The organism is Flavilitoribacter nigricans DSM 23189 = NBRC 102662 (genome assembly GCF_002646595.1).
Lineage (GTDB): Bacteria > Bacteroidota > Bacteroidia > Chitinophagales > Saprospiraceae > Flavilitoribacter > Flavilitoribacter nigricans.
In genome coordinates this window covers 65,625-86,056 of sequence record NZ_PDUD01000003.1, presented here as the reverse complement: position 1 = coordinate 86,056, position 20,432 = coordinate 65,625, and the positions used below count along the sequence as shown (strand labels likewise).

General features: G+C 50.6%; 18 protein-coding genes. 8 read left to right on the top strand and 10 right to left on the bottom strand.

The window, feature by feature from the left end; translation table 11 throughout:
- Nucleotides 1-21: 21 nt before the first annotated feature.
- The 3 genes from CRP01_RS03410 to CRP01_RS03400 all read right to left on the bottom strand — a co-directional run bounded on the left by CRP01_RS03410 (nt 22) and on the right by CRP01_RS03400 (nt 2,748).
- Nucleotides 22-501, bottom strand: coding sequence for a nuclear transport factor 2 family protein (locus CRP01_RS03410; protein WP_099148595.1), 480 nt, complete (start codon nt 499-501; stop codon nt 22-24).
- A 259-nt stretch (nt 502-760) separates the two neighbouring features.
- On the bottom strand, nt 761-2,440 hold the full coding sequence (locus CRP01_RS03405) for a PspC domain-containing protein (protein WP_099148594.1): 1,680 nt from the start codon (nt 2,438-2,440) through the stop codon (nt 761-763).
- Nucleotides 2,437-2,748: a PadR family transcriptional regulator gene (locus CRP01_RS03400; RefSeq protein WP_233752619.1), complete on the bottom strand. Its 312-nt coding sequence runs from the start codon at nt 2,746-2,748 to the stop codon at nt 2,437-2,439. Before CRP01_RS03400 ends, CRP01_RS03405 begins: the two co-directional genes overlap by 4 nt.
- A gap of 526 nt (nt 2,749-3,274) precedes the next feature.
- Here CRP01_RS03400 and CRP01_RS03395 point away from each other — a divergent pair.
- Nucleotides 3,275-4,108 carry an inositol monophosphatase family protein gene (locus CRP01_RS03395; protein WP_170110200.1) on the top strand — a complete coding sequence of 278 codons (834 nt, stop codon included), beginning with the start codon at nt 3,275-3,277 and terminating at the stop codon, nt 4,106-4,108.
- Nucleotides 4,109-4,156: 48 nt separating this feature from the next.
- Here CRP01_RS03395 and CRP01_RS03390 read toward each other — a convergent pair whose 3' ends face one another.
- The 4 genes from CRP01_RS03390 to CRP01_RS03375 form a co-directional block, all read right to left on the bottom strand.
- A complete protein-coding gene (locus tag CRP01_RS03390) occupies nt 4,157-4,678 on the bottom strand; it encodes a phosphoglycerate mutase family protein (RefSeq protein WP_099148591.1) in 522 nt (173 codons plus the stop codon).
- A gap of 115 nt (nt 4,679-4,793) precedes the next feature.
- Nucleotides 4,794-5,342, bottom strand: a complete 549-nt coding sequence (locus tag CRP01_RS03385) for a hypothetical protein (protein ID WP_099148590.1) — start codon at nt 5,340-5,342, stop codon at nt 4,794-4,796.
- A gap of 197 nt (nt 5,343-5,539) precedes the next feature.
- Nucleotides 5,540-5,917 carry a DUF3127 domain-containing protein gene (locus tag CRP01_RS03380; protein WP_099148589.1) on the bottom strand — a complete coding sequence of 126 codons (378 nt, stop codon included), beginning with the start codon at nt 5,915-5,917 and terminating at the stop codon, nt 5,540-5,542.
- A 209-nt stretch (nt 5,918-6,126) separates the two neighbouring features.
- On the bottom strand, nt 6,127-6,744 hold the full coding sequence (locus CRP01_RS03375; protein WP_233752618.1) for a DUF2911 domain-containing protein: 618 nt from the start codon (nt 6,742-6,744) through the stop codon (nt 6,127-6,129).
- A 482-nt stretch (nt 6,745-7,226) separates the two neighbouring features.
- Between CRP01_RS03375 and CRP01_RS03370 the strand changes: the two genes are divergently transcribed.
- Both CRP01_RS03370 and CRP01_RS03365 read left to right on the top strand, forming a co-directional pair.
- Nucleotides 7,227-8,930: a tetratricopeptide repeat protein gene (locus tag CRP01_RS03370; protein ID WP_099148588.1), complete on the top strand. Its 1,704-nt coding sequence runs from the start codon at nt 7,227-7,229 to the stop codon at nt 8,928-8,930.
- Between the two features lie 66 nt (nt 8,931-8,996).
- On the top strand, nt 8,997-9,311 hold the full coding sequence (locus CRP01_RS03365) for a Dabb family protein (RefSeq protein WP_099148587.1): 315 nt from the start codon (nt 8,997-8,999) through the stop codon (nt 9,309-9,311).
- A gap of 99 nt (nt 9,312-9,410) precedes the next feature.
- Here CRP01_RS03365 and ftsH read toward each other — a convergent pair whose 3' ends face one another.
- Together ftsH and rsfS are read right to left on the bottom strand one after the other, a co-directional pair.
- A complete protein-coding gene (gene ftsH, locus CRP01_RS03360; protein WP_099148586.1) occupies nt 9,411-11,420 on the bottom strand; it encodes an ATP-dependent zinc metalloprotease FtsH in 2,010 nt (669 codons plus the stop codon).
- 25 nt (nt 11,421-11,445) lie between these two features.
- Nucleotides 11,446-11,826: a ribosome silencing factor gene (gene rsfS, locus CRP01_RS03355; protein WP_233752617.1), complete on the bottom strand. Its 381-nt coding sequence runs from the start codon at nt 11,824-11,826 to the stop codon at nt 11,446-11,448.
- Between the two features lie 142 nt (nt 11,827-11,968).
- On the opposite strand from rsfS, the gene CRP01_RS03350 reads away from it, so the two are divergent.
- The 5 genes from CRP01_RS03350 to CRP01_RS03330 all read left to right on the top strand — a co-directional run bounded on the left by CRP01_RS03350 (nt 11,969) and on the right by CRP01_RS03330 (nt 18,821).
- Complete coding sequence (locus tag CRP01_RS03350) at nt 11,969-12,730, top strand: biotin--[acetyl-CoA-carboxylase] ligase (RefSeq protein ID WP_170110199.1); 762 nt, start codon at nt 11,969-11,971, stop codon at nt 12,728-12,730.
- 154 nt (nt 12,731-12,884) lie between these two features.
- Nucleotides 12,885-14,129: a competence/damage-inducible protein A gene (locus CRP01_RS03345; RefSeq protein WP_099148583.1), complete on the top strand. Its 1,245-nt coding sequence runs from the start codon at nt 12,885-12,887 to the stop codon at nt 14,127-14,129.
- Between the two features lie 90 nt (nt 14,130-14,219).
- The gene (locus CRP01_RS03340) at nt 14,220-15,590 is read left to right on the top strand and encodes a dihydrolipoamide acetyltransferase family protein (RefSeq protein ID WP_099148582.1); all 1,371 of its coding nucleotides are present in this window, start codon (nt 14,220-14,222) and stop codon (nt 15,588-15,590) included.
- Nucleotides 15,591-16,002: 412 nt separating this feature from the next.
- Nucleotides 16,003-18,183, top strand: a complete 2,181-nt coding sequence (locus CRP01_RS03335; protein ID WP_099148581.1) for a PD40 domain-containing protein — start codon at nt 16,003-16,005, stop codon at nt 18,181-18,183.
- Nucleotides 18,184-18,266: 83 nt separating this feature from the next.
- Nucleotides 18,267-18,821 carry a class I SAM-dependent methyltransferase gene (locus tag CRP01_RS03330; RefSeq protein WP_099148580.1) on the top strand — a complete coding sequence of 185 codons (555 nt, stop codon included), beginning with the start codon at nt 18,267-18,269 and terminating at the stop codon, nt 18,819-18,821.
- Between the two features lie 326 nt (nt 18,822-19,147).
- Here CRP01_RS03330 and CRP01_RS03325 read toward each other — a convergent pair whose 3' ends face one another.
- Nucleotides 19,148-20,323 (bottom strand): D-alanine--D-alanine ligase family protein, encoded by a 1,176-nt coding sequence (locus CRP01_RS03325; protein WP_099148579.1) that lies wholly within the window; start codon nt 20,321-20,323, stop codon nt 19,148-19,150.
- Between the last annotated feature and the right edge of the window lie 109 nt (nt 20,324-20,432).

Below are 20,432 nucleotides of genomic sequence, written 5' to 3'. Positions count from 1 at the left end.
GGGTAGTTTCGTCAGAGGTGGCTAATGATCGTAACTGATCACCCGCGTCAATTCCCATTTCCCATCTTCCAGGCGTTTCCAGATATGGATGAATTTGAACGTGCCGCAATCCATTTTGCCGTTCTCTTCGTGGCAGAATTCGTGCCTGCCGATCTGAACGGCGCCATAATCCCGGATCGGATGGATCTCCGTGGTGCCGGGAAGCAGCTCGCGATGCAGGATATAATCACGATTAAAAAGTTGTTCGGTCGCCTGCATATTTTGTTCGTAGTTCGCCAGGCCGCCCTGATCGTGATAGAACTCCAGATCCTTGGAAAACAGAACGCCCAGAGTTTCCTGGTCCCGGTTATTGAAAGCCGTAAAAAGGAGGCTGTCCATGCGGAGTATTTCCTGCTCGAGCTTGGTTTGCCCGGATTCGGACGCATCCTGGGCAGAAAGGGGCGTACTCAGCCCCAGGGTTGCCAGAACGGCAACCAGTATCAAATACTTGGTAAATTTCATCTTTAGAATTTAGATAATGATAAAATAGGGGCAGGGGCTAAAATGCTTCTATCCGTTGCTCTATCGACCGGGATCAGAATTAGTCCGGCCGATGGAGCAATCGGATAGAAATGAGGTGAGGATGCTTAAGAAGTTCTTGTTGAATGCTGTGTTTAAACGAGCCAGAAGCCCAGGTAATACAGCAACTTAATGAGTATCAGTAAATAATTGATCATCACATAAGGTTTTCATGACAAGCGCTCAGTGGACCGGCGGTCCTTTATTCTTCGATCATCGATAGTTTCTCTTCCTCTTCTTTCAGGATTTTTTCTTCTAGTTCTTTTTCCTCTTCCTTTTCCTGTTCCTGGAAGCAATCGGTGCAGGCGAGTCCGTCGGCTTTCATCTGCCATACTTTACTCTCCCGGATAAAGCTGTAGAGGGTGGTATTGCGATCTTCGTAGTACCCGCTGATGCGCAGACTGTTGGTATGTGGCCAGGGCAGTGCGTGCAGGTATTTACCCTCCGGGACGTAGATCGTCAGATCGACCTTTTGGTTGCGCCATTTGCTACCTTCTTTTACCGAGATCCAGTTTTTCAGCTTCAGGGTATTGCCTTCCAGCTCAAAAGGCAGCTCGATGCCGTCAAGCAATTCGCTGGCTTCCTGATAATTACTACCCAGCGAACTGACTTCCTGGTCGATGTAGAATTTCTCGTCTTCGGATTTTCTGATCTTCACGGTAGTTTCAACCGGAGGCAGGATGATATCATCATCGTCCAGCCAGCTAAACACGGCGCGGCGGTTATCGGTATTGTCAATGATCTCCAGATTAATAGTATCACTGTTAAACTCATCCATCGTAAGCCGGTGCTCGGTAGAGGCCTTTTCGGCAAACTGAGCTACGCCGGCGCTGCCCAGAAAGAAAATGAAACCCAGGTTCATGGCCCAGAATACCGCCAGACTTACCCGCCAGGCTGAACTGACGCGGGTACCGAATACCAGCCGAAAGATACCAAGGGCGGTAAGCAGCAGTGGAATACCGACAACAAACATCATACTGATGAAACCCATGGAGGCCATACCGGTATGTTCCGGGAAAAAATGCTGGACCAGCGGCGGGCTGACAAATGCGGCAAATATGGCGGATACCCATGCTGCCAACAGCATGATGATCAGGACAATGGCAATGATGAACAGGATCGGTTTCCAGATCGCGCCCAGGCTGTTAAACGCTTTCCGAAGGAAGTCTCCGATTCCGTCAACTGCCTGGTTGATGCGGAAGTCGAGTTTGTAATCCAGGTCGGCTGAAAATTTCTCCTTCTTATCTTTATTGGTCATTTCCTCGCTGAACTCGGATACCTTTTTGGAGATGTTCTCGAATTCTTCCTGAATGATCTTGCCGATATTGGACACGTTGATGGGTTCTCCGCGCATCGCCAGGCGATCGCTGGCGGTTACGGCTTTGGGCACGATGGCCCACAAGATCAGGTAAATGGGTACTCCAAAACCTCCGGATAGGGCTATCAGCACAAAGGCCAGGCGCACCCAGATGGGATCGGAAATACCGAAATAGGCGGCAATACCCGAGCAAACCCCGGCAATTACCGTCTCATCCGGATTGCGGAACAAGCGTTTCCCGGTTTTATATTCACTTTTGCTACCGCCGGTGCTTTCTTCCGTGGAATCGTCATCCCCGATGGAGTCGGCACCGAATTCTTCGGGCCTACCCATCCGGGCAATGACATCTTCCACATCTTTAACACTAACAATCGGGCGATTTTCCAGACGTTGCTGAAACAGTTCAGCCAGCCTGGCTTCAATGTCGGTGGTGATTTCTTCGTAGGCATCCTTACCGGCAAAATGCTGGCGGATATTTTTTATGTAGGCGTCTAGCTGTTTATAGGCGTCCTCATCAATGGTGAAGGGATACCCCCCAAGATTGATCTGCAATACTTTATTCATTGCGAAACAATATTTTTAGTAGTGTGTGAAACGGCTTGCACCAATTCATTCCAGGCACCAAGCAAGCCCTTTAGGAAATTCCGGCCCTCTTCCGTAAGTGTATAATACTTACGGGGTGGTCCCTGACCGGCCTCCCGCCAGGTATAGGCCAGTAATCCTGCATTCTTCAGCCGGCTGAGCAAGGGGTAGAGGGTGCCCTCCACCACAATGAGTTCCGATTCTTTGAGCCGATCAATGATGTCGGAAGGATAAATTTCTCCCTCCGCAATGATGGAAAGAATGCAGAGCTCTAACACCCCTCGTCTCATCTGGGTACTCGATTTTTCAAGACGATCTCTTTTCATAAGCACAAATGTAGGTGAAATAGGAATACTATGCAACACAAGGTATTATAAAAGATATAGTATTCTCGACGAAAGAATACCTGGTGTCGATGAATGGAAGTAGGAAACCAGTGGAAAATGAGAACCAAATGCGGAGGCAAGGGGTTACTGTTAGTCAGAAAAGGGGGCGCCGTGGGTGATCAGTTGTAGGTATTTGTGGCTTATGCGGCCAATATTCCGGCAGTCCGGTGGCGCGTCAGCCAAGGAGTTTGCACAAATATGTATATCTTGGGGGCTGTTTTTAACCCCTGGATCGGATGAAGAAGACCCGAAGAAAATAAGAAACGCAAAATGTATACAGCCATCGGACTTAACGGTCCGCAACAGCGTTTTTTGCGTTCGGCTCTGCACCTTTTTGCCGCTTTCGGTAGGTAAGAAAGAGCTGTTTAAGAAAAGAACTACTTATAAGCGGGTATTTGAACCCAACATTGCCAAAAGAATAACAACTATCATGGATCAGGACCGCCTTGAAAAAATACTGGACTTCTTAAAGCAACAGGCAAGGTCTGCCGGAGAGATCATGCGTGCCCATTACGGTGGGAATTTCAAAGTGTATTATAAGCCCGACAATTCCAGGGTAACGGATGTAGATCTGGAAATATCGGCCATGATACACGAGCAGTCGCCCCGGGTCTTTCCAAATATCGGTTTGTATACTGAAGAATCTTCCGATCGCCAGTTCGTCCCGAACAAGGACTTTTTTATCATAGATGAATTGGACGGTACCAGCTTCTTTATCGAGAATACCAAAGGCTTTTCCCACCAGGCGGCTTACTACTCCAGTGAATATGGATTGATGATCGGGCTGGTCTACCTGCCGTTAGATAATATTCTGCTTTTCGCCATCAGAGGGCAGGGCGCTTTTATCGAAGAGAAGGGCCGGATCCGGCAACTGGAAGCACCTCCGATCAAGGATTTTAAACACCTGCACTACGCGCATCCCGCGCGTTACCGCGGCACCAAATACCGGGATTTCTACGCTAAAATGGGCGTAGGCTCTAAACAGATCCTGCTTACATCAGCTTATAAAACGTTGCAATTCGTGAAAGGTGAGCTGGATGTATCCATCCTGCTCAAGGGAGGAATGCCGGTTTGGGACTGGGCGGGTGAAAAAGTGATCGTAGAAGAATTAGGGTTCCGCTATACCTATCTCGATGGCCGGGAAATGCACTTCGGTCAGGTGCCCGTACCCCGGGAAACCGGATATCTCATTTGTCCGGCGCCACTACAGGCAAACATGATCCAACAGATCCAGCAGACCCTGTCCTCCAGTACGCCGGCCTGATAGAATGATGAGCAATGAAATCGATTTGCATTGCTCATCGATCCGTTACTAGTAAGAGAAAACCATGGCGCGTCCGGCGCCGCCGATCACGTTTACCACAAACAACTTATCGTACTCCATTTCATCAAGTTGCTCGTAGCGGGTAGTGCCCGTCAGCGCGTTCACCAGCATGGGAATGGTATTGGAATGCCCGACTACCAGTACAGTTTCTCCCACGTGCTCGGCCAGTAACTGCTGGGGGAAATTCTGATCCCGGGGATCATACTCGGTGACTTGCAGAGTTTCCAGTTCCGCCAGTGGCAGCCCCGTCAGCCGGGTTCTTTGGTAGGGCGTGCTGTAAACCGCATTGACCCCGGTGGGAGCCAGCATGGCCGCTAAACGCTGCGCCCGCGCCTGGCCCAGTGGCGTCAGACCGGGATTGGAAGTGCCGTCATCGGCCTTTTCCGCATGACGGACCAGAATGATCGTGGTGGTACCGGTCAGGTCTTCTGCGGACAATTGCGGTTTTCCGGTGCCGCAACCGTAGACCAGCAGCGCAACCAGCAGTAAGTTGGCAAATTGATATCTCATTTTTTTTGGAGGAGAAGTTAAGTAAGAATGGGGATAAAGCACGAAAAATCCGGTCAAATCGCCAAAAGTGTAGATGTGACCGGATTTTTTAATTTTCAGAAAAAGCAGATGGCACTTATTCTTTGGGCGTACTGTGGTACAGCACGATAAAGGCAAGGGCCATTTTTTCGGGCAGACTTACCTCTTCCTTCAATTCATCCACGATCACCCAATCCCGGGGATCCCCTTCCCAACTGGTATACATACCAAAGTAGCCGTAGCGTTCGTCGGTGATGTACCACTCGTCGATCTGGTTACCATATTTGCATTTCAGGGTGAATTGCCGGCCGCCGGGACCGCTGATCCGCCATTCCCGCGGATCATCATTCCACAGGGTCCGGGCCGTTACGATCACATTATCTCCGCGGATCTCCCATTCGTTCGGATTGTTGCGCCATTTGATCTTGGCACTGCCGAAATGCTCATCCAGAGAATAGTTCCATTCCGTCCAGTCTTCGCCGGTGGCCCAGCGCAGGCGCAGTTCACCCTCCGTTTCTTCGTTCAGGGTGTACAGGTTCCACTGCCGAAAAGAATCGCTCCACTCGGTGGCGATCCCCGTCAGTATCTGGGCCGACAGGCATAACGGTAGCAGGAATATAGCAGGTAAGAATATATGTTTTCTCATAGTAGTCGTTTCTTGAAAAACGCAGAAAACGCCCTTTTTGGTGTACGCTGCAGCCTGGAATATGCGGACCAGCTTAGGTAGAGGCCGGTACGAAAAAAGCGTTCTTTACCGATCCGGTATAGAACGCTTTTTATCTGCGAAGCCCTGGCTTCGACGCGATGCATCAATGGCAAACAACCACCGATAGGCAATGATCCCTAGAACGGCAGATCATCGTCAAAATCACCACCCGCTTGCGGTTCATCGCCGGCGGAAGGGAAAGAGTCATCGGAAAAATCGGGCGGCGCACTGGCGGTTGAAGCCGTCATTTCCACTTTTTCCAGTCTCCATGCATTCAGGTTGGTAAAGTATTTACCGTTCCATTCGCGACCGCGCAGGTCGAAATGAACTTTTATTTTTTCGTTTTCCTGGAATGGATCCAGTAAAGCACAGCGGTCCTGCACAAGTTGGAATTTAACCAATTGCGGGTAATTCCCGTCGGCTACTTCAATTACAAATTCGCGCGCCTGAAAAGTACCGGTCTTATTTTCCGTATCAAATTTTTTGTGCAGTGTTCCTTCTACTTCAAAAGACATAGATGATTTTTTTCTTTTTGGTTTCTGGTAACGGGTACCCGGTAGCCGGTGTACTTGGTACTAGAATCTTGCAAACAGTTTAAGATCCTCAAATTTAAAAAAATACGGTGGAAGTTGGGTCATCGACCGGGAACTTCCACCGTTCTTTTTGTCTTAATCACTCCGCTCAGCGGAGCGCACTAAAAATAAGCCGATATTTAGGGAATAGATCAGGCTGTGATCGCTACCGGCAGCTTCAGTTTACCCCAACGCAGTACCAGGTTGTTGCCTTCGACCATGAAATCCATGGTTTCGGAAGAATCGTTAACCATCGCAGGGCTGGCCATTACCCGGATCACGTCCTTGGATTTGTCGTAATCATAAGCACCCCATTGATCGGATACTTCGTTGAAGATTACTTCCCATTCGCCGTCTTCTTTCGGATACAGGAAGAAACCGTATTTACCCGCGGCCAGTGTCTGACCACCGATGGTTACGTCCTTAGAAACTTCGAAAGTGGTTGCTTCGTTGGCACCAGCACGCCATACCTGATCGTAAGGTACCAGACCGCCCCACAGATTACGTCCTTTTACGGATGGGCTACCGTAGTTAACGGTGATGGTTGCGTCTCCGATCGAAGCTTTCATCTCTTTACGAGGGCTGGGGATATCGGATTTCAAAACCGTAATGGTGTACGCTTCGCTGGAAGCCATGTCAGAAGAAGACTTTTCTTCCATATCACCACCTTCCATTTCGGTAGTGTCCTGGCTTTCGGTTTCCTTACCAGATTGACAGGAAAAGCTTAAGGTCAGCAGACCCAACAGAAATACGGCTAATAAATTTTTCATGTTGTTAAGTTTGGAAAACTAGATAATGATGTAATGATGCCTTTTACTCTGGCGGGAATTCAGTCGGTGGTGATCAGTAAGATGGATCCTTGACCACTCCGGTTGTACCCGGCAGAAGCGATCAGCATTGTAATAACGGGTCTTTAAGTAAGTTTATTAGTCGACGACAAACCGAATACCGGGTGTCCGATACCGGAAACCTATTTAAAGTCAATTATGATACAACTTTTTTATTGTGATTGTTTACCGCCTGATCCACTAAGTAAAAAAAATTAGTCATTTTCAGGCTAATACGGGTAGAAAGATCGTTCGGTCTATTACAGAGTTTTTTATATCTGCCCGGATAGTTGTAATTTTCGGGATTATACCAGCAATATCAGGGTTTACGCATTTTGACCAATCTAACCAAGTACTATCCGGCCGACACTGGCACCCGGGCACCGGGAAACCGGTAGATCCTGGTTAAACAATGAGCAATTGACATGAAGCATGCTAAGAAAATAGGAATGTTGTGGTTATGGTGTTCACTGACGCTCGTAGCTGCACAGGCCCAGAAGACATATACGGAAGCGGAGATCACACAGGAGCGCATGTTCCTGGAAGCTTATGAGAAAAAACTGATCGGCAAATACGACGAAGCGATCGCGCTCTACGAGAAGGTATACGAAGAATCTTCCGATAACCACGCCGCGGCGTTTGAACTGGCGCGTATCTACGACCAGCAGCGCAATTCCAACGACGCCATTCGGTGGATGAAACTGGCGCAGGACGGTGATCCCGGTAATGAATACTATCAGGAGTTCTTGGCGGAACTGTTGCAGTCGGCCGGTCGTTTTGCGGAAGCTGCCGAAGTGTACGAAAAGCTGGCCAAAAAAGGCGGGAATGATTATTACTACTACCGCTGGGCCTATTACCTCGTCCGGGCCAATGAGATCGACGATGCGATAAAGGTGTACGATGATCTCGAAAAGCTGGTTGGGATCAACGAGGAGATCATTCGCCGCAAACAGGCGCTGTACCTGGGACAGGGAGATACCCGGAAAGCAGAAAAGGAATTGAAAAAACTCGTGGATGCTTTCCCGGGATCGGTGGATTACCACCACCTGCTGGCAACTTTTTACGAACAGATAAACGAGCCGAAGGACGCCCGGGAAGTGTACCAGCAGATCCTGAAACTCGATCCCAATAATGCCGAAGCCCAAATGGCTCTGGCTGGTCGCTCGGCCAGCAGCAACAACGAACTACAGTACATCAATTCCCTCCAGCCGGCTTTTGAGCAGGAAGGTGTGGATATCGATCTGAAGATCGCTAAACTGCTCCCTTTCATTCAGAAAGTTGCGGATACCGGGGATCAGACCCTGGCTGACGCCGGTTTGCGGCTTACCAATATCCTGGAGCTGGTGCATCCGAGTGAAGCCAAAGCTTCGGCTGCCGCCGGTGATCTGTTCTTTTATACGGGACGGCTGGAAGAGGCCCGCGCCAAATACAAGCGCACGCTGGAACTGGACGAGTCGGTCTATTCTGTCTGGGAACAACTGGCCACGACCTATCTGCTGGAAGGAAATTTCTCCGAACTGTCCGATGTGACAAACGACGCGATTGATCTTTTTCCGAATAAAGCGCAATTGTATTACCTTAACGGCCTGGCGGAACTGGAGCTTGGTCAGTTTCGCGACGCCCAGGATATGCTGGATCAGGCGGTGCTGATGAGCGGAAGTGACCTCAGTCTAAAGCAACAGGTACTCGGAGCCCTGGGCGAGGCTTACAGCGCGATGGAAGAATTTGACAGCGCCGACCGTACTTTTACGGAAGCCCTGGAAATGGATGAAGATGCTCCCGAGATCCTGGCCCGTTACAGCCTGTCACTTTCCGCACGGGAAGGCGCTCAGAAAAGAGCCCTGGAAATGGCGGAAAAAGCCCTGAAGAAGGGGTCCAGCTATCCGCTGGCTCTGCAGGCTCAGGGAATGGCTTTTTACAGCGCTCAGAATTACGCCAAAGCCAAAACTGTGCTGGAGAAAGCGCTCGAGATCACGAAAGAACGGTCTCCGCATCTGCTGGAAGATTACGGCGATGTGCTTTTCCAACTGGGCGAAATGGACGAAGCGCTGGAATACTGGCAAAAAGCCAGAAAGCTCGGGCGGCAAACCAAGACCCTTGACAAAAAGATCAACGACAAAAAGATATAGGGTGCTGAATATTCGCACTCCGGATCAAAGAGAAATAATCACTTTAAACAAACTAATCTATTCAGCATGATCTCAGCAGGATTTGTACACACCGTGTACTTCTGGCTTAAAGAAGGAACTACCGAAGCCGACAAGGCCGAATTTGAAAAAGGCCTGGCGGGCCTCGGGGAAATTGATACCGTACAAACGATCTTTTTCGGCCCACCGGCCCAAACGCCGCGCGATGTGGTGGACAATTCTTACGGCTACGGTCTGACGTTGCTTTTCAAAAACCGGGCCGATCAGGACTCCTATCAGGTTAATCCCGATCACGATAAATTCATCGAAGCACACAGTCACCTGTGGGAACGGGTGCAGGTGTACGATTATCTGGTGAAATAAGCACCGGATACAGCCAAAAGTAAAAAAGCCGCTGACGGAATTCCGTCAGCGGCTTTTTTAGTGATATATAGGAGTTGCCGGCCAGCCGGCAACTATCATTTATGCCTGATCATCCTCATCGGATTCTTCTTTCCGGTCAATCTTGGAAGTACCGTTCTGAACGATCGGTGCATCCGCAACGGGAGAAAGTGGATTCGGATTTGGTTCGGCCTCGTACGGACGGGGACCGATCAGTCGCACCAGATCCGATTTCAGGATCACCTCTTTTTCCAGCAATGCTTTCGCTACGATCTCGAGTTCCTTACGGCGCTCGGTCAGCAGTGCTTTGGCACGAGCGTACTGAGAATCCAGCAACTTACGAACCTCATCGTCGATCAGCGTCGCGGTATCATCGGAGTAGGGGCGCTGGTAGCCTTCCTGGGACATGCCGTAGAAAGAAACCTGGCCAACCTTACCGTTCATACCAAATACGGTGATCATGCTGTAAGCCATCTTGGTGACCTGATCGAGATCACTCTGGGCACCGGTAGAGATCTTGGTAAAGATCAGATCCTCTGCGGCTCGTCCGCCGAAGGTCATACACATCCGGTCGAGCAGTGCCTCGGTCCGGGTGATGTACTCTTCCTTGGGCAGGTACTGAGCGTAGCCCAGCGTACCGATACCACGCGGAACAATCGTCACCTTCACCAGCGGGGAGGCGTGCTCCAGGAACCAGCCGCAGACGGCGTGGCCCGCCTCGTGGTAGGCGATGATCTCCTTCTCACTCGGAGAGATGAGCTTATTTTTCTTCTCCAGACCACCGATCACGCGGTCAAGGGCGTGGTTGAAGTCGTCCATGTCCACCGCTTTTTTATTGCGGCGGGCGGCCACCAGGGCAGCCTCATTACAGACGTTGGCGATCTCAGCACCGGCAAAACCCGGGGTCATTTCGGAAAGGACCTTAGGATCTACGTCCGGAGCAGTTTTGATATTCTTCAGGTGTACTTTGAAAATAGCCGTACGTCCCTGGATATCCGGGCGGTCGATACCGATCTGGCGGTCGAAACGTCCGGGGCGCATCAGCGCTGTATCCAGTACATCGGGGCGGTTGGTAGCGGCCATCAGGATCACCCCTTTGTCCGTACTGAAACCATCCATCTCCACCAGCAACTGGTTGAGGGTATTCTCCCGTTCGTCGTTACCGCCCTGGAAACCGGATTTGCCCCGGGCACGACCGATTGCATCGATCTCATCGATAAAGACGATACAGGGCGCTTTTTCGCGGGCCTGACGGAAAAGGTCTCTCACCCGGGATGCACCCACCCCGACGAACATCTCTACGAAGTCCGAGCCGGAAATGGAAAAGAAAGGTACACCTGCCTCACCCGCAACGGCTTTGGCCAGCAGGGTCTTACCGGTACCCGGAGGGCCAACCAGTAAAACGCCTTTGGGGATCTTACCGCCCAGTGAGGTATATTTCTTTGGATTTTTCAAAAAGTCGACGATCTCCATCACCTCTTCCTTCGCCTCATCCAGACCAGCTACATCCTGAAAGGTAACGCTTACTTTGCTGTTCTGATCGAACAGGGTAGCCTTGGATTTGCCGATGTTGAAGATCTGGGCACCCGGGCCGCCACCACCACCGCCAACGCGGCGCATGATGAAGATCCAGATGGCGATCACGATCACAATAGGCAATACCCAGCCCAGTATATGCGAGATATAGTTCGGTTGGGTATCGTATTTGGGATAGATGCGATCCGCACGATCGATACTTGCGGCATCCTGCGCTTCGTTCAGGAAGGTATTGAAGGCTTCCGGAGAACCGATCTCCATCCAGTAGTGAAAGCGATTACTGCTCCAGCTTCCCTGATTGGCATCGCTGTAGGCAGGATCGTCCAGTTTATCCGGTTTGATATATATGCGGGCTACCTTTTCGTTGACGATCACCAGCTTTTCAATAGCTTTATCTTTGATCATCTCCTCCAGCCGCTGGTGGGAGATCTGCTCGTTTTTGCTGTCACTAAAGCCGAAAATATTGACGGCCAGCAATAGTAAAGCGATCACTCCGTAAATCCAGTAGGAACTGAACTTCGGCCCCGCATTCTTCTTGTCATTTTCATTTTCCATTCAAAATCACTTTTACCAACGCTTGCTATAAGGTTTCGTATTCAACGAATTTTGCGTCGCTCCACAGGTTCTCCAGGTCATAAAAGCCGCGCTTCTCGCGGTAGAAGATATGGACGACGGTTGTGAAATAATCGATGCAGATCCAAAGGGATTCCCGTTGGCCCTCGGTGTGATTGGGTAGTATACCCATTTCATCTTTTATACGACGATAAATATTATCGGCTATTGCTTTAACCTGGGTATTAGAATCGCCTTCGCAAATAATGAAATAATCGGTCGGAGCTTCTTCCAGATGGCGAAGATCAAGCTTGACTACATTTTTTCCTTTAATGTCATGAATGCTGTCAATGACCAACTCGTTCAACTCCCTCGTATCTACACTTGGCTGTTTGAGCTTAACTTGCAAATTCAATCTTAAATTTTAGTTTTGTAAAAAATTACCTACGGAAGCTCTTCCTATTTTATTTATTGCTTCTTAAACACGAAAAACTTCGCAAAGTTATCTTATCGTGTAGGTATAAATAATAAAAGTAGAAAAAAAATTCCGCTTGCCTAATAAAAACACCCTTTTTGTAGGAAAGGTTTCACGGCGGTTTTCAGCCCTTCCGTCCACCAATGACTACGCCGCAAACTGGCTGCTTCGGGAGCGACCGGCAGAGGGTGCTGCCATCCTTGCCGACCACCAAACTGCGGGCCGGGGACAGATGGGAAATACCTGGGACACTGAATCCGGTCAGAACCTGACGGTAAGTGTAATTTTTTATCCCACTTTTCTACTTGCCCGCGATCAATTCGAACTCAATCAGGCCCTCGCCCTTGCGGTAAGAGACGCCGTTGCGAATTTTACCGAAAAGCCGGTTATCGTAAAATGGCCTAACGACATTCTAATAGGAGAACGCAAAATCTGTGGTATTCTTATTCAAAATTCGCTCAGTGGCCCGAATATTCAGTCGAGCATCGTCGGTATGGGGATAAACGTCAATCAGGAAGCATTCGCTCCGGGGCTTTCCCGGGCCAGTTCCCTTTACCTGGAAACGGGGCAAAAGATCGATCTGAACGATCTCATGCTGACCTTATTCGCACACTTGGAAACGCGCTATCTACAACTCCGGCAAGGGGGGATCGATAATATCCGCACCGACTACCTCCAGCACCTCTACCGGAGAAACGAACGCCGCCAGTTTGCCTACCCGGACGGCCGCCAATTTTACGGCACCATTACCGGAGTGGACAAAAATGGAAAGCTGAAGATCGAAACCGGAGGGCAGGTGGAATTGTTTGCGATTAAGGATGTTGTTTATGTCTATTAGATGTTGATAACCGGCTCGGCGGTTTATTCGGAACGACAAGTCGCCGGCAGGTTTGTTGACTTAAAGAAGCGCAACATATAAAGCCCCGGATGCAAACGTATCAAGTTCCAAATCTCCCATAATCCCAACCTCTTTCAACATAAGCTTTCAATACATGACCGTACACATAATCACTATAGGTGACGAAATTCTCATCGGCCAGATCGTGGACACCAACTCGGCCTGGATGGGAACCCAGCTTAATCTCATCGGTGCCGCCGTTACCGGGATCTCCACGGTCGGGGACGGTGCGGAGGACATCCGCGGAGCCCTGGAACGGGCAAGTGCGCAGGCGGATGTGGTGCTGATGACCGGAGGACTGGGCCCGACCAAAGATGACATTACCAAAAAAGTCATTGCCGACTTTTTCGGGGTAGAGCTGCAGTTCCACGAACCTACTTACCAGCGGCTGGAAGGCTTTTTCCGGCAATTGGGGCGCACCCCGACGGCGGCGCACCGGACCCAGTGTATGCTGCCCACCAACGCGGAGGTACTTACCAATAAAATGGGAACGGCACCGGGGATGTGGTTTGAATACAATGGCAGTGTGATCGTTTCCATGCCGGGCGTGCCCTACGAAATGAAATACCTGATGACCAACGAGGTCATTCCGCGTTTGCAGGAAAAGTTTCCCGTACAGGCCATCTATCACCATACCCTCATGACCGCCGGAGAGGGCGAATCCCGGATCGCGGAAAAACTGGAAGAAATTGAAGACCAGCTGCCGGCCCATATTAAGTTGGCCTACCTGCCGAATCTGGGTTACGTGCGGGTACGTCTGTCGGGTACGGCGATGGATGCGGCGGCACTGCAAATGGACGTCGAAAAGGAAGCCGGCCGGATCCGGGAGCGACTGGGAGATCTGATCTACGGTCAGAACGACGAATCCCTGGAGGAAAACCTGGGGCATCTATTGCGGAACCGCAAGCTGACGCTCACTACTGCGGAGAGCTGTACCGGGGGCTACGTCGCCCATCTGATCACCTCGGTTGCCGGATCTTCCGACTACTTTATGGGAAGTATTGTGGCTTACGCCAACGCAATAAAACAGGATTTGCTCGGGGTAGATCCCGCCACTCTGGAAACCCACGGCGCGGTGAGCGAAGCGACGGTGCGGGAAATGGTAAGCGGTGCCCTGAAGGTCATGAAGACCGATCTGGCCGTTGCCATTTCGGGCATTGCCGGCCCGGGCGGAGGAAGCCCGGAAAAACCCGTTGGTACGATCTGGATGGCGGTCGGCAACGCAACAACTACCGAAGTTTTTAAGTTGCAATCAGGGAAGGACCGGCTGAAAAACATCCAATATGCCGGCAATATTGCGCTGAATATGGTGCGCAAGTTTGTGCTTAAACACTATTAGAGCCCGCAAAACGGCTGATTCCCTTTTTTCCTGTATTTTTGCAAAAAATTACGCCTAATCAAGTCAACCAAATAAAAACAGTTTACAACTATGTCTCGTGTGGAATTGATCATGCCTAAAATGGGCGAAAGTATCATGGAAGCGACCATCCTGAACTGGGTGAAGCAAGTGGGTGATACGGTAGAAGAAGAAGAAACGGTACTGGAAATAGCAACGGATAAAGTTAATTCGGAGGTTCCCTCACCGGTGAGCGGTAAGATCCTGGAGATCCTTTTTCAAGAGGATGAGACCGTACCCATCGGTAAGGTAATCGCCATCATCGGAACGGAAGCGGGGGCCGACGAGCCGCTGCCATCGCCCAGCGTAGCCGAAAAGAAAGCCCAGCCGCAGGAAGTTGAACCGGAGGAAAAGAGCGCCGCTGCACCGAGTCCCGCCAAGCCGAGCCCAGCCGTTAGTACGGCCATTGCCGAAGGCAACCAGGGAGGTGACGTCGAAGTTTCCCGCACGGGAAGTGACGGCCGCTTTTATTCGCCCCTGGTGCGCAACATCGCCCAGGCCGAAGATATCTCCATGTCGGAACTGGAGCAGGTGCCGGGTACCGGCCAGGCCGGAAGGGTGACCAAACGGGATATCCTGAATTATATCGAAACCCGCAAAACCAGTCAGCCCGCGACGGCTAACGGCAACGGCCAGCCCGCGCCCATGGCGAAAAAACCGGAAGCTCCGGCACCGCAGGTGCGTTCCCAGAGCGGTCAGGATGAGATCGTCGAAATGGACCGTATGCGCCGTCTCATTGCGGATCACATGGTACGCTCCAAGCATACTTCTCCCCACGTAACCTCTTTTGTAGAAGTTGATGTAACCAATATTGTCAACTGGCGCAATAAAGTTAAAGCGGAATTCGCTAAGAAATATGGGGAAAAGATCACCTTTACCCCCATTTTCATGGAAGCGGTGGCGAAAGCGATCCGGGATTTTCCAATGATCAACGTATCGGTGGAAGATTCGAAGATCATCGTGAAGAAAAACATCAATATCGGGATGGCAACGGCCCTTCCGACGGGCAATCTGATCGTGCCGGTTATCAAAAATGCCGATCAGCTCAATCTGCGGGGACTCACTACAGCGGTGAATGACCTCGCCGGGCGGGCCCGGGAGAATAAACTGCAACCCGATGAAATACAGGGAGGCACTTTCACGCTTACTAACGTAGGTACTTTCGGTAACGTAATGGGAACGCCCATTATCAACCAACCCCAGGTGGCTATTCTGGCGGTGGGGGCCATCCGGAAGAAACCGGCGGTAGTGGAAACCGAATACGGCGATCTGATCGCCGTGCGGCAAATGATGTTCCTTTCCATGTCTTATGATCATCGGGTAGTGGACGGCTTCCTCGGCGGTTCGTTCCTGCGCCGGGTAGGTGATTACCTGGAACAGTTCGATCACAAGCAGACGATTTAAACAGTACCGGGTTTCCGGTTTCCGGAGCCCGGTATTCCAAAGCTTTTGCACATTTTGCTTTGGTTCGCTTACAACCCTTTTACTACCTGATACCCTAAAAAACCGATGCAGATGTCGGTGTTTTGGCCCGGTGATCCGTTGAATTCAGGTTGCAATGCAACATTGTAGAGGAAAAATAGTAAAAGGTATAGAGGTTGACAATTGTTAACAGGATGATCTGTACCTGTTGATAACTGAACCGTCGGACCCCGTGTTCCGATACTTTTTTCTACCAGAGACCCCCTATCCTCTTCCACACAACCTGCATTTTCAATGGCGGTCGATCCGCCGGATCACCACCCGATCTGGCTTGAATGACCCTAAGAAACTGCACCGGCCAATTGAAACAGCTTCTATAAAACAGTGACGGAATATGGCAAGACTTAAACTCCTTTTATTTTGTTTGTTTGTCGGCAATATACTCTGGGCCCAGAATTCGGACCAGGATAAATTGCGCGAAGCCAAAGTCTTTTTCGGCCACGAGCGCTACGCCGAGGCACTTTCTATTCTTTCCACATCCCGGCAGTTGAGCCGGGTGGACGAAGAAGGGCGTTTCCTGATCGGGGTTTGTCAGTACCAGACGAACAAGCTGGATGAGGCTTATCAAACGCTGGCCGGACTGACTCAGGGCAACAAACCCTCCTATCCGGAATGCTGGCTCTATATGGGCAAGGTGCGTCACGCCCAGCATCGCTTCAAGGAAGCCAGTGATCATTACAAAACCTATCTGCGCACCATATTTCCCAATGATCCCAAACGACGAATGGTGATCGAGGAGATCCGTCGCTGTGCGAACGGTATCGAGTTGCAGTTCCAGTCTACCAATGTATTCGCGGAAAACCTGGGCAGCGAGGTCAATACCGCCGGAGACGAATTTGCACCTATTTCCAGTCCGAACTACGCCGATCGGCTGTACTTTTCCGCCATCCGGTCCCAGAATACCGGTGGTGCCCGGGACGCTTACGGCAATCCGGATCCGCGCTGGGGACATTTCTACAGTGATATGTTCAGTACCCGGGTGATCCGCGGTTTGTGGTCGGATGTAAAGCCGATGCACTATCTGCTCAACAGTCCGAAACACGAAATACTGTTGGGCATTGACGAATCGGGCCAGGCACTGTACTACTTCCAGGGCTGGGACCTGCAGCGGGGCGATGTGATCGTGGACACTTTCCAGCGCATGGAAAACCGGACGCTGAGCTCTACGCCGCTACCGGCTCCCCTGCGAACGCACGAAGGAGATAATTATCCGGTCTTTTACCGGGATACGCTGATGATCTTCGCCAGCAACCGCCGGGGCGGTTACGGTGGCTGGGATCTGTATAAAGTGAGTAAGCGCGACGGCAGATGGTTATTGCCCGAAAACCTCGGCCCGACCATCAATACCGCTTACGACGAAACTACCCCTTTCCTGGCCAATGATGGCCAGACGTTGTACTTCAGTTCCAACGATAGTAAAAAAAGTATCGGTGGGCTGGATGTCTTCAAATCGACTTTCGTTCCGCAGAAAAATATCTGGTCACCTCCCAAAAGCGTCGGTATGCCGATTAATTCGGCGAGTGATGATGCTTTTTTTAAGATCGCTCAGGATGGTTTTACCGCCTATTTTGCTTCTTCCCGCAAGGAAGGGTACGGCGAGCGGGATATCTACATCGCCTTCTTTCAGGACTTTCTCATAGAAATGGAGTACCCGCCGAATTACCACCAGGATCAGGCCGCCAATAATCGTGTTCAACCCCCGCAAGTCGAACCCGAATACATTCCCGATTTTCCTCCTCCGGTAGAACCCGCTAAACCCGCCGAGTCCAATCCGCTGGCGGAAAATGATTTTGACCGGCCGGTATCCCCACCGGTAAATCCTCCGCTGAATACCCAGCCGGCGCCGGTAAATACATCGATCGGTGCAACTCCGAAAGCCGAGCCGGAACCCGTTCCGGTATCGCCCTACGCTCCGATTGAGGTGGATGGAAAATCCATTCTGCCCACTGAATACGATCGTCTGGATCAACTGGGTGACAAGCTGATCGGTCGGCGTGATCTGCGGCTGGTCATTACGGCTTATCATCCCGCGGGAGGACCCACGGGGATCGCCTTGTTTGAGGCGATCGAAAAAGCCGAAGCGGTCGGACAGTACCTTTTGCGGAAGGGCGTTGCGAAGGAACAGCTCTTCATGCGCGGAGCACTGCTGGAAGGCGATGAACAGCTGCAAAAACGTGTAGAGGTTGCTTTTACTACTGTTGACGGGGCTAGCCCGGGAGACGATCTGCCGGCACTGGGCGGTCAGCCGGAACTCCACCAGCCGCTTACCATCAATGCTCCACTGCACTACAAAGTACAGGTAGCTTCCGCCAAAAGAGCGATCGATTCGGATTATCTGGAAGGTTTCTCCGCTCCCATGATCGAGAAAACTCCGGATTTTGAATACTACCGCTACACGCTGGGCGCTTTCACCGATCGATCGGCTGCGGAGAGTTTTAGACAAAAGATGAAGGCTAATGGACGAGGCAGTGCGTATTTAGCTACCTACAAACTCGGATGGCGGATGGCCCGCTAGGATTTCGGACGATCATTTGGGAAATTCCGTGTATCTTTAAGTCTTTGAATACCCTTTTATTGATAGGAGCATAAGAAATGGTTATGAAAAGATTAGACTTTCTGGTGGAAGGATTGAAAGACCTGAAGACGGTCGGTACCGTGACCCGTAGTTCCCGAAGCCTCTGCCGAAACATGATCAAACACGTGAATTTTAAGGAGGCGGACCTGATCGTGGAATTGGGCGCCGGCGACGGCGTGATCACCCGTTTCATTCTCGAAAAAATGAAGCCGGATGCCAAATTGCTGGTCTTTGAAGTTAACTCGAAATTCTGTGATATCCTGAGAAGTATCGGCGATGAAAGGCTGATCGTAGCCGAGGATTCGGCCGAAGAACTGGACCACTATCTGCAGCAACTGAACGCTACCAAAGTAGACTATGTGATCTCCGCCCTACCCTTCGTTGCGCTGCCAAAAGAACTGGGGCTGGATATCGTTGGGAAGTGCTACCGATTCATGAAACAGGGAGGACGTTACGTGCAGGTACACTATTCTCTGCTGTCCAAAAAACTGTATCAAAGTATCTTTGGAAATGTGGACATCAACTTTGTTCCGTTCAATGTACCTCCGGCTTTTGTGCTGGTTTGCGAAAAGAAATAATCCGGCCCTTAATTGGACCGGTCGGGGCCTTATCCCCGCAGAACTATAGCGATACATCTCCGGCTCCGGGATCGGCTGGCATTTCGATAATCAGGTCCTGCACTAAATTGTGTACTTTTGTACTGCAATGTGCTTTATGTACAATCATCAGGTTTTTAGACCATAAACATGGGGCCGTCCCTGCAAGTAGATTAAGACGTAAGAAATTTTGGTTATAACTATGATATGTTGTTTTGAGGATGGCCCCTCCTTTTTTTCTTAGGTGTTGAGGTGTTGAGGTGTTGAGGTGTTGAGGTTTTACCCCGAACGTTGATTCGCTTTTCTCCTTACTTTGCTTTCCCCAACTTCAGTGATTGCAAACTTCCCGCAAACAGATTCACTTCTTCGTAAGTGTAGGTTACACTGTTCTTTTCGCGCTGGGCTTTCAGGGCAACACTGATCATCTGGTCCAGTAGCTGAGGATAGGACTTCCCACCCGCTTTCCAGAGGTAAAAAGACAAAGAACCCGGAATGGCATTGATCTCGTTCACGTAAACCGAATTGTCCGTCTCATCGATCAGAAAATCAATACGGGCGACACCGGCGCAATCCAGTGCCTTGAAGGTAGCGATGGCAAGTTCCTGGATGTGTTTGGACATGGCTTCGGGAAGGTCGGCCGGAAGCTTGCGTTTGGCCCCGCTCATGCCCTTGGTGCTATCCGCTACGTATTTGTCCTGGTAGCTGAGGATCTCGCCCGTGCGCAGCGGTTCTTCGCAGGGAGAAGCTTCTGCCTTTTCGTAATCACCCAGTACAGAGCAGTTGATCTCTTTCAGGTTCGTTACCATTGGTTCTACCAAGATGCGCCGGGAAAACGAAGCCGCTTTTTCCACCGCGTCCCGCAGATCATCTACTTCATTAACTTTACTGATGCCCACACTGGAACCGGTATTTGCGGGTTTCACGATCAGCGGATAGCTGAGTTTTTCCGCAATCTCCTGCGTGATAGCCACTTCGTCACTGAGCCAGTCTTTCAGATAAAAATTCACATAATCCAATACCGGCAATTCATTCTGACGCAGCACCATTTTGGTGGTGATCTTATCCATACCCACGGCGGAGGAGAGTACATTACAGCCCACGTAGGCAATGCCCATCAGTTCAAAGACGCCCTGAATGGCGCCGTCTTCACCGAAGGTGCCGTGCAGTATGGGGAAGGCCAGATCTACTTTATGGATCAGCGGCTTTTTGAACAATCCCTCTCTTTCCTGGACCAGGCTTCCGCCGTCCGCGTGGGGCACGATGCGCACCTCGTCACAATCGGCGATCAGTTGCTTCAGATTTTTATAATTGTCTACCTTGAGCAGATGATCACCGGTAAGCCAACGACCGGTCTTACTGATATAAACGGGCAGTATCTCGTACTTCTGTTTATCGAGTGCATCAATGGCCTGGAGGGCAGAAATAACCGAAACTTCGTGCTCAACCGAACGTCCGCCAAAAAATACCGCGATCTTGATTTTCATGTACCTGATTTTTCCGGATTAACAGCCGCAAAGTAAAGGAATTTATTCATTAGTCGGGACTTATAAATAGGAAAGTCGCTAGCGCCGGACAGCGAACGGCACCAGAGTT

Excerpts from the sequence above, each read along its gene's own strand:
- CRP01_RS03380 (WP_099148589.1), bottom strand. The coding sequence starts at position 5,917 with ATGTCTTTTGAAGTAGAAGGAACACTGCACAAAAAATTTGATACGGAA.
- ftsH (WP_099148586.1), bottom strand. The coding sequence starts at position 11,420 with ATGGAAAATGAAAATGACAAGAAGAATGCGGGGCCGAAGTTCAGTTCC.
- CRP01_RS03410 (WP_099148595.1), bottom strand. The coding sequence starts at position 501 with ATGAAATTTACCAAGTATTTGATACTGGTTGCCGTTCTGGCAACCCTG.
- CRP01_RS03370 (WP_099148588.1), top strand. The coding sequence starts at position 7,227 with ATGAAGCATGCTAAGAAAATAGGAATGTTGTGGTTATGGTGTTCACTG.
- CRP01_RS03330 (WP_099148580.1), top strand. The coding sequence starts at position 18,267 with ATGAAAAGATTAGACTTTCTGGTGGAAGGATTGAAAGACCTGAAGACG.
- CRP01_RS03405 (WP_099148594.1), bottom strand. The coding sequence starts at position 2,440 with ATGAATAAAGTATTGCAGATCAATCTTGGGGGGTATCCCTTCACCATT.
- CRP01_RS03340 (WP_099148582.1), top strand. The coding sequence starts at position 14,220 with ATGTCTCGTGTGGAATTGATCATGCCTAAAATGGGCGAAAGTATCATG.
- CRP01_RS03400 (WP_233752619.1), bottom strand. The coding sequence starts at position 2,748 with ATGAGACGAGGGGTGTTAGAGCTCTGCATTCTTTCCATCATTGCGGAG.
- CRP01_RS03375 (WP_233752618.1), bottom strand. The coding sequence starts at position 6,744 with ATGAAAAATTTATTAGCCGTATTTCTGTTGGGTCTGCTGACCTTAAGC.
- CRP01_RS03335 (WP_099148581.1), top strand. The coding sequence starts at position 16,003 with ATGGCAAGACTTAAACTCCTTTTATTTTGTTTGTTTGTCGGCAATATA.
- CRP01_RS03345 (WP_099148583.1), top strand. The coding sequence starts at position 12,885 with ATGACCGTACACATAATCACTATAGGTGACGAAATTCTCATCGGCCAG.
- CRP01_RS03395 (WP_170110200.1), top strand. The coding sequence starts at position 3,275 with ATGGATCAGGACCGCCTTGAAAAAATACTGGACTTCTTAAAGCAACAG.
- CRP01_RS03365 (WP_099148587.1), top strand. The coding sequence starts at position 8,997 with ATGATCTCAGCAGGATTTGTACACACCGTGTACTTCTGGCTTAAAGAA.
- CRP01_RS03390 (WP_099148591.1), bottom strand. The coding sequence starts at position 4,678 with ATGAGATATCAATTTGCCAACTTACTGCTGGTTGCGCTGCTGGTCTAC.
- CRP01_RS03325 (WP_099148579.1), bottom strand. The coding sequence starts at position 20,323 with ATGAAAATCAAGATCGCGGTATTTTTTGGCGGACGTTCGGTTGAGCAC.
- CRP01_RS03385 (WP_099148590.1), bottom strand. The coding sequence starts at position 5,342 with ATGAGAAAACATATATTCTTACCTGCTATATTCCTGCTACCGTTATGC.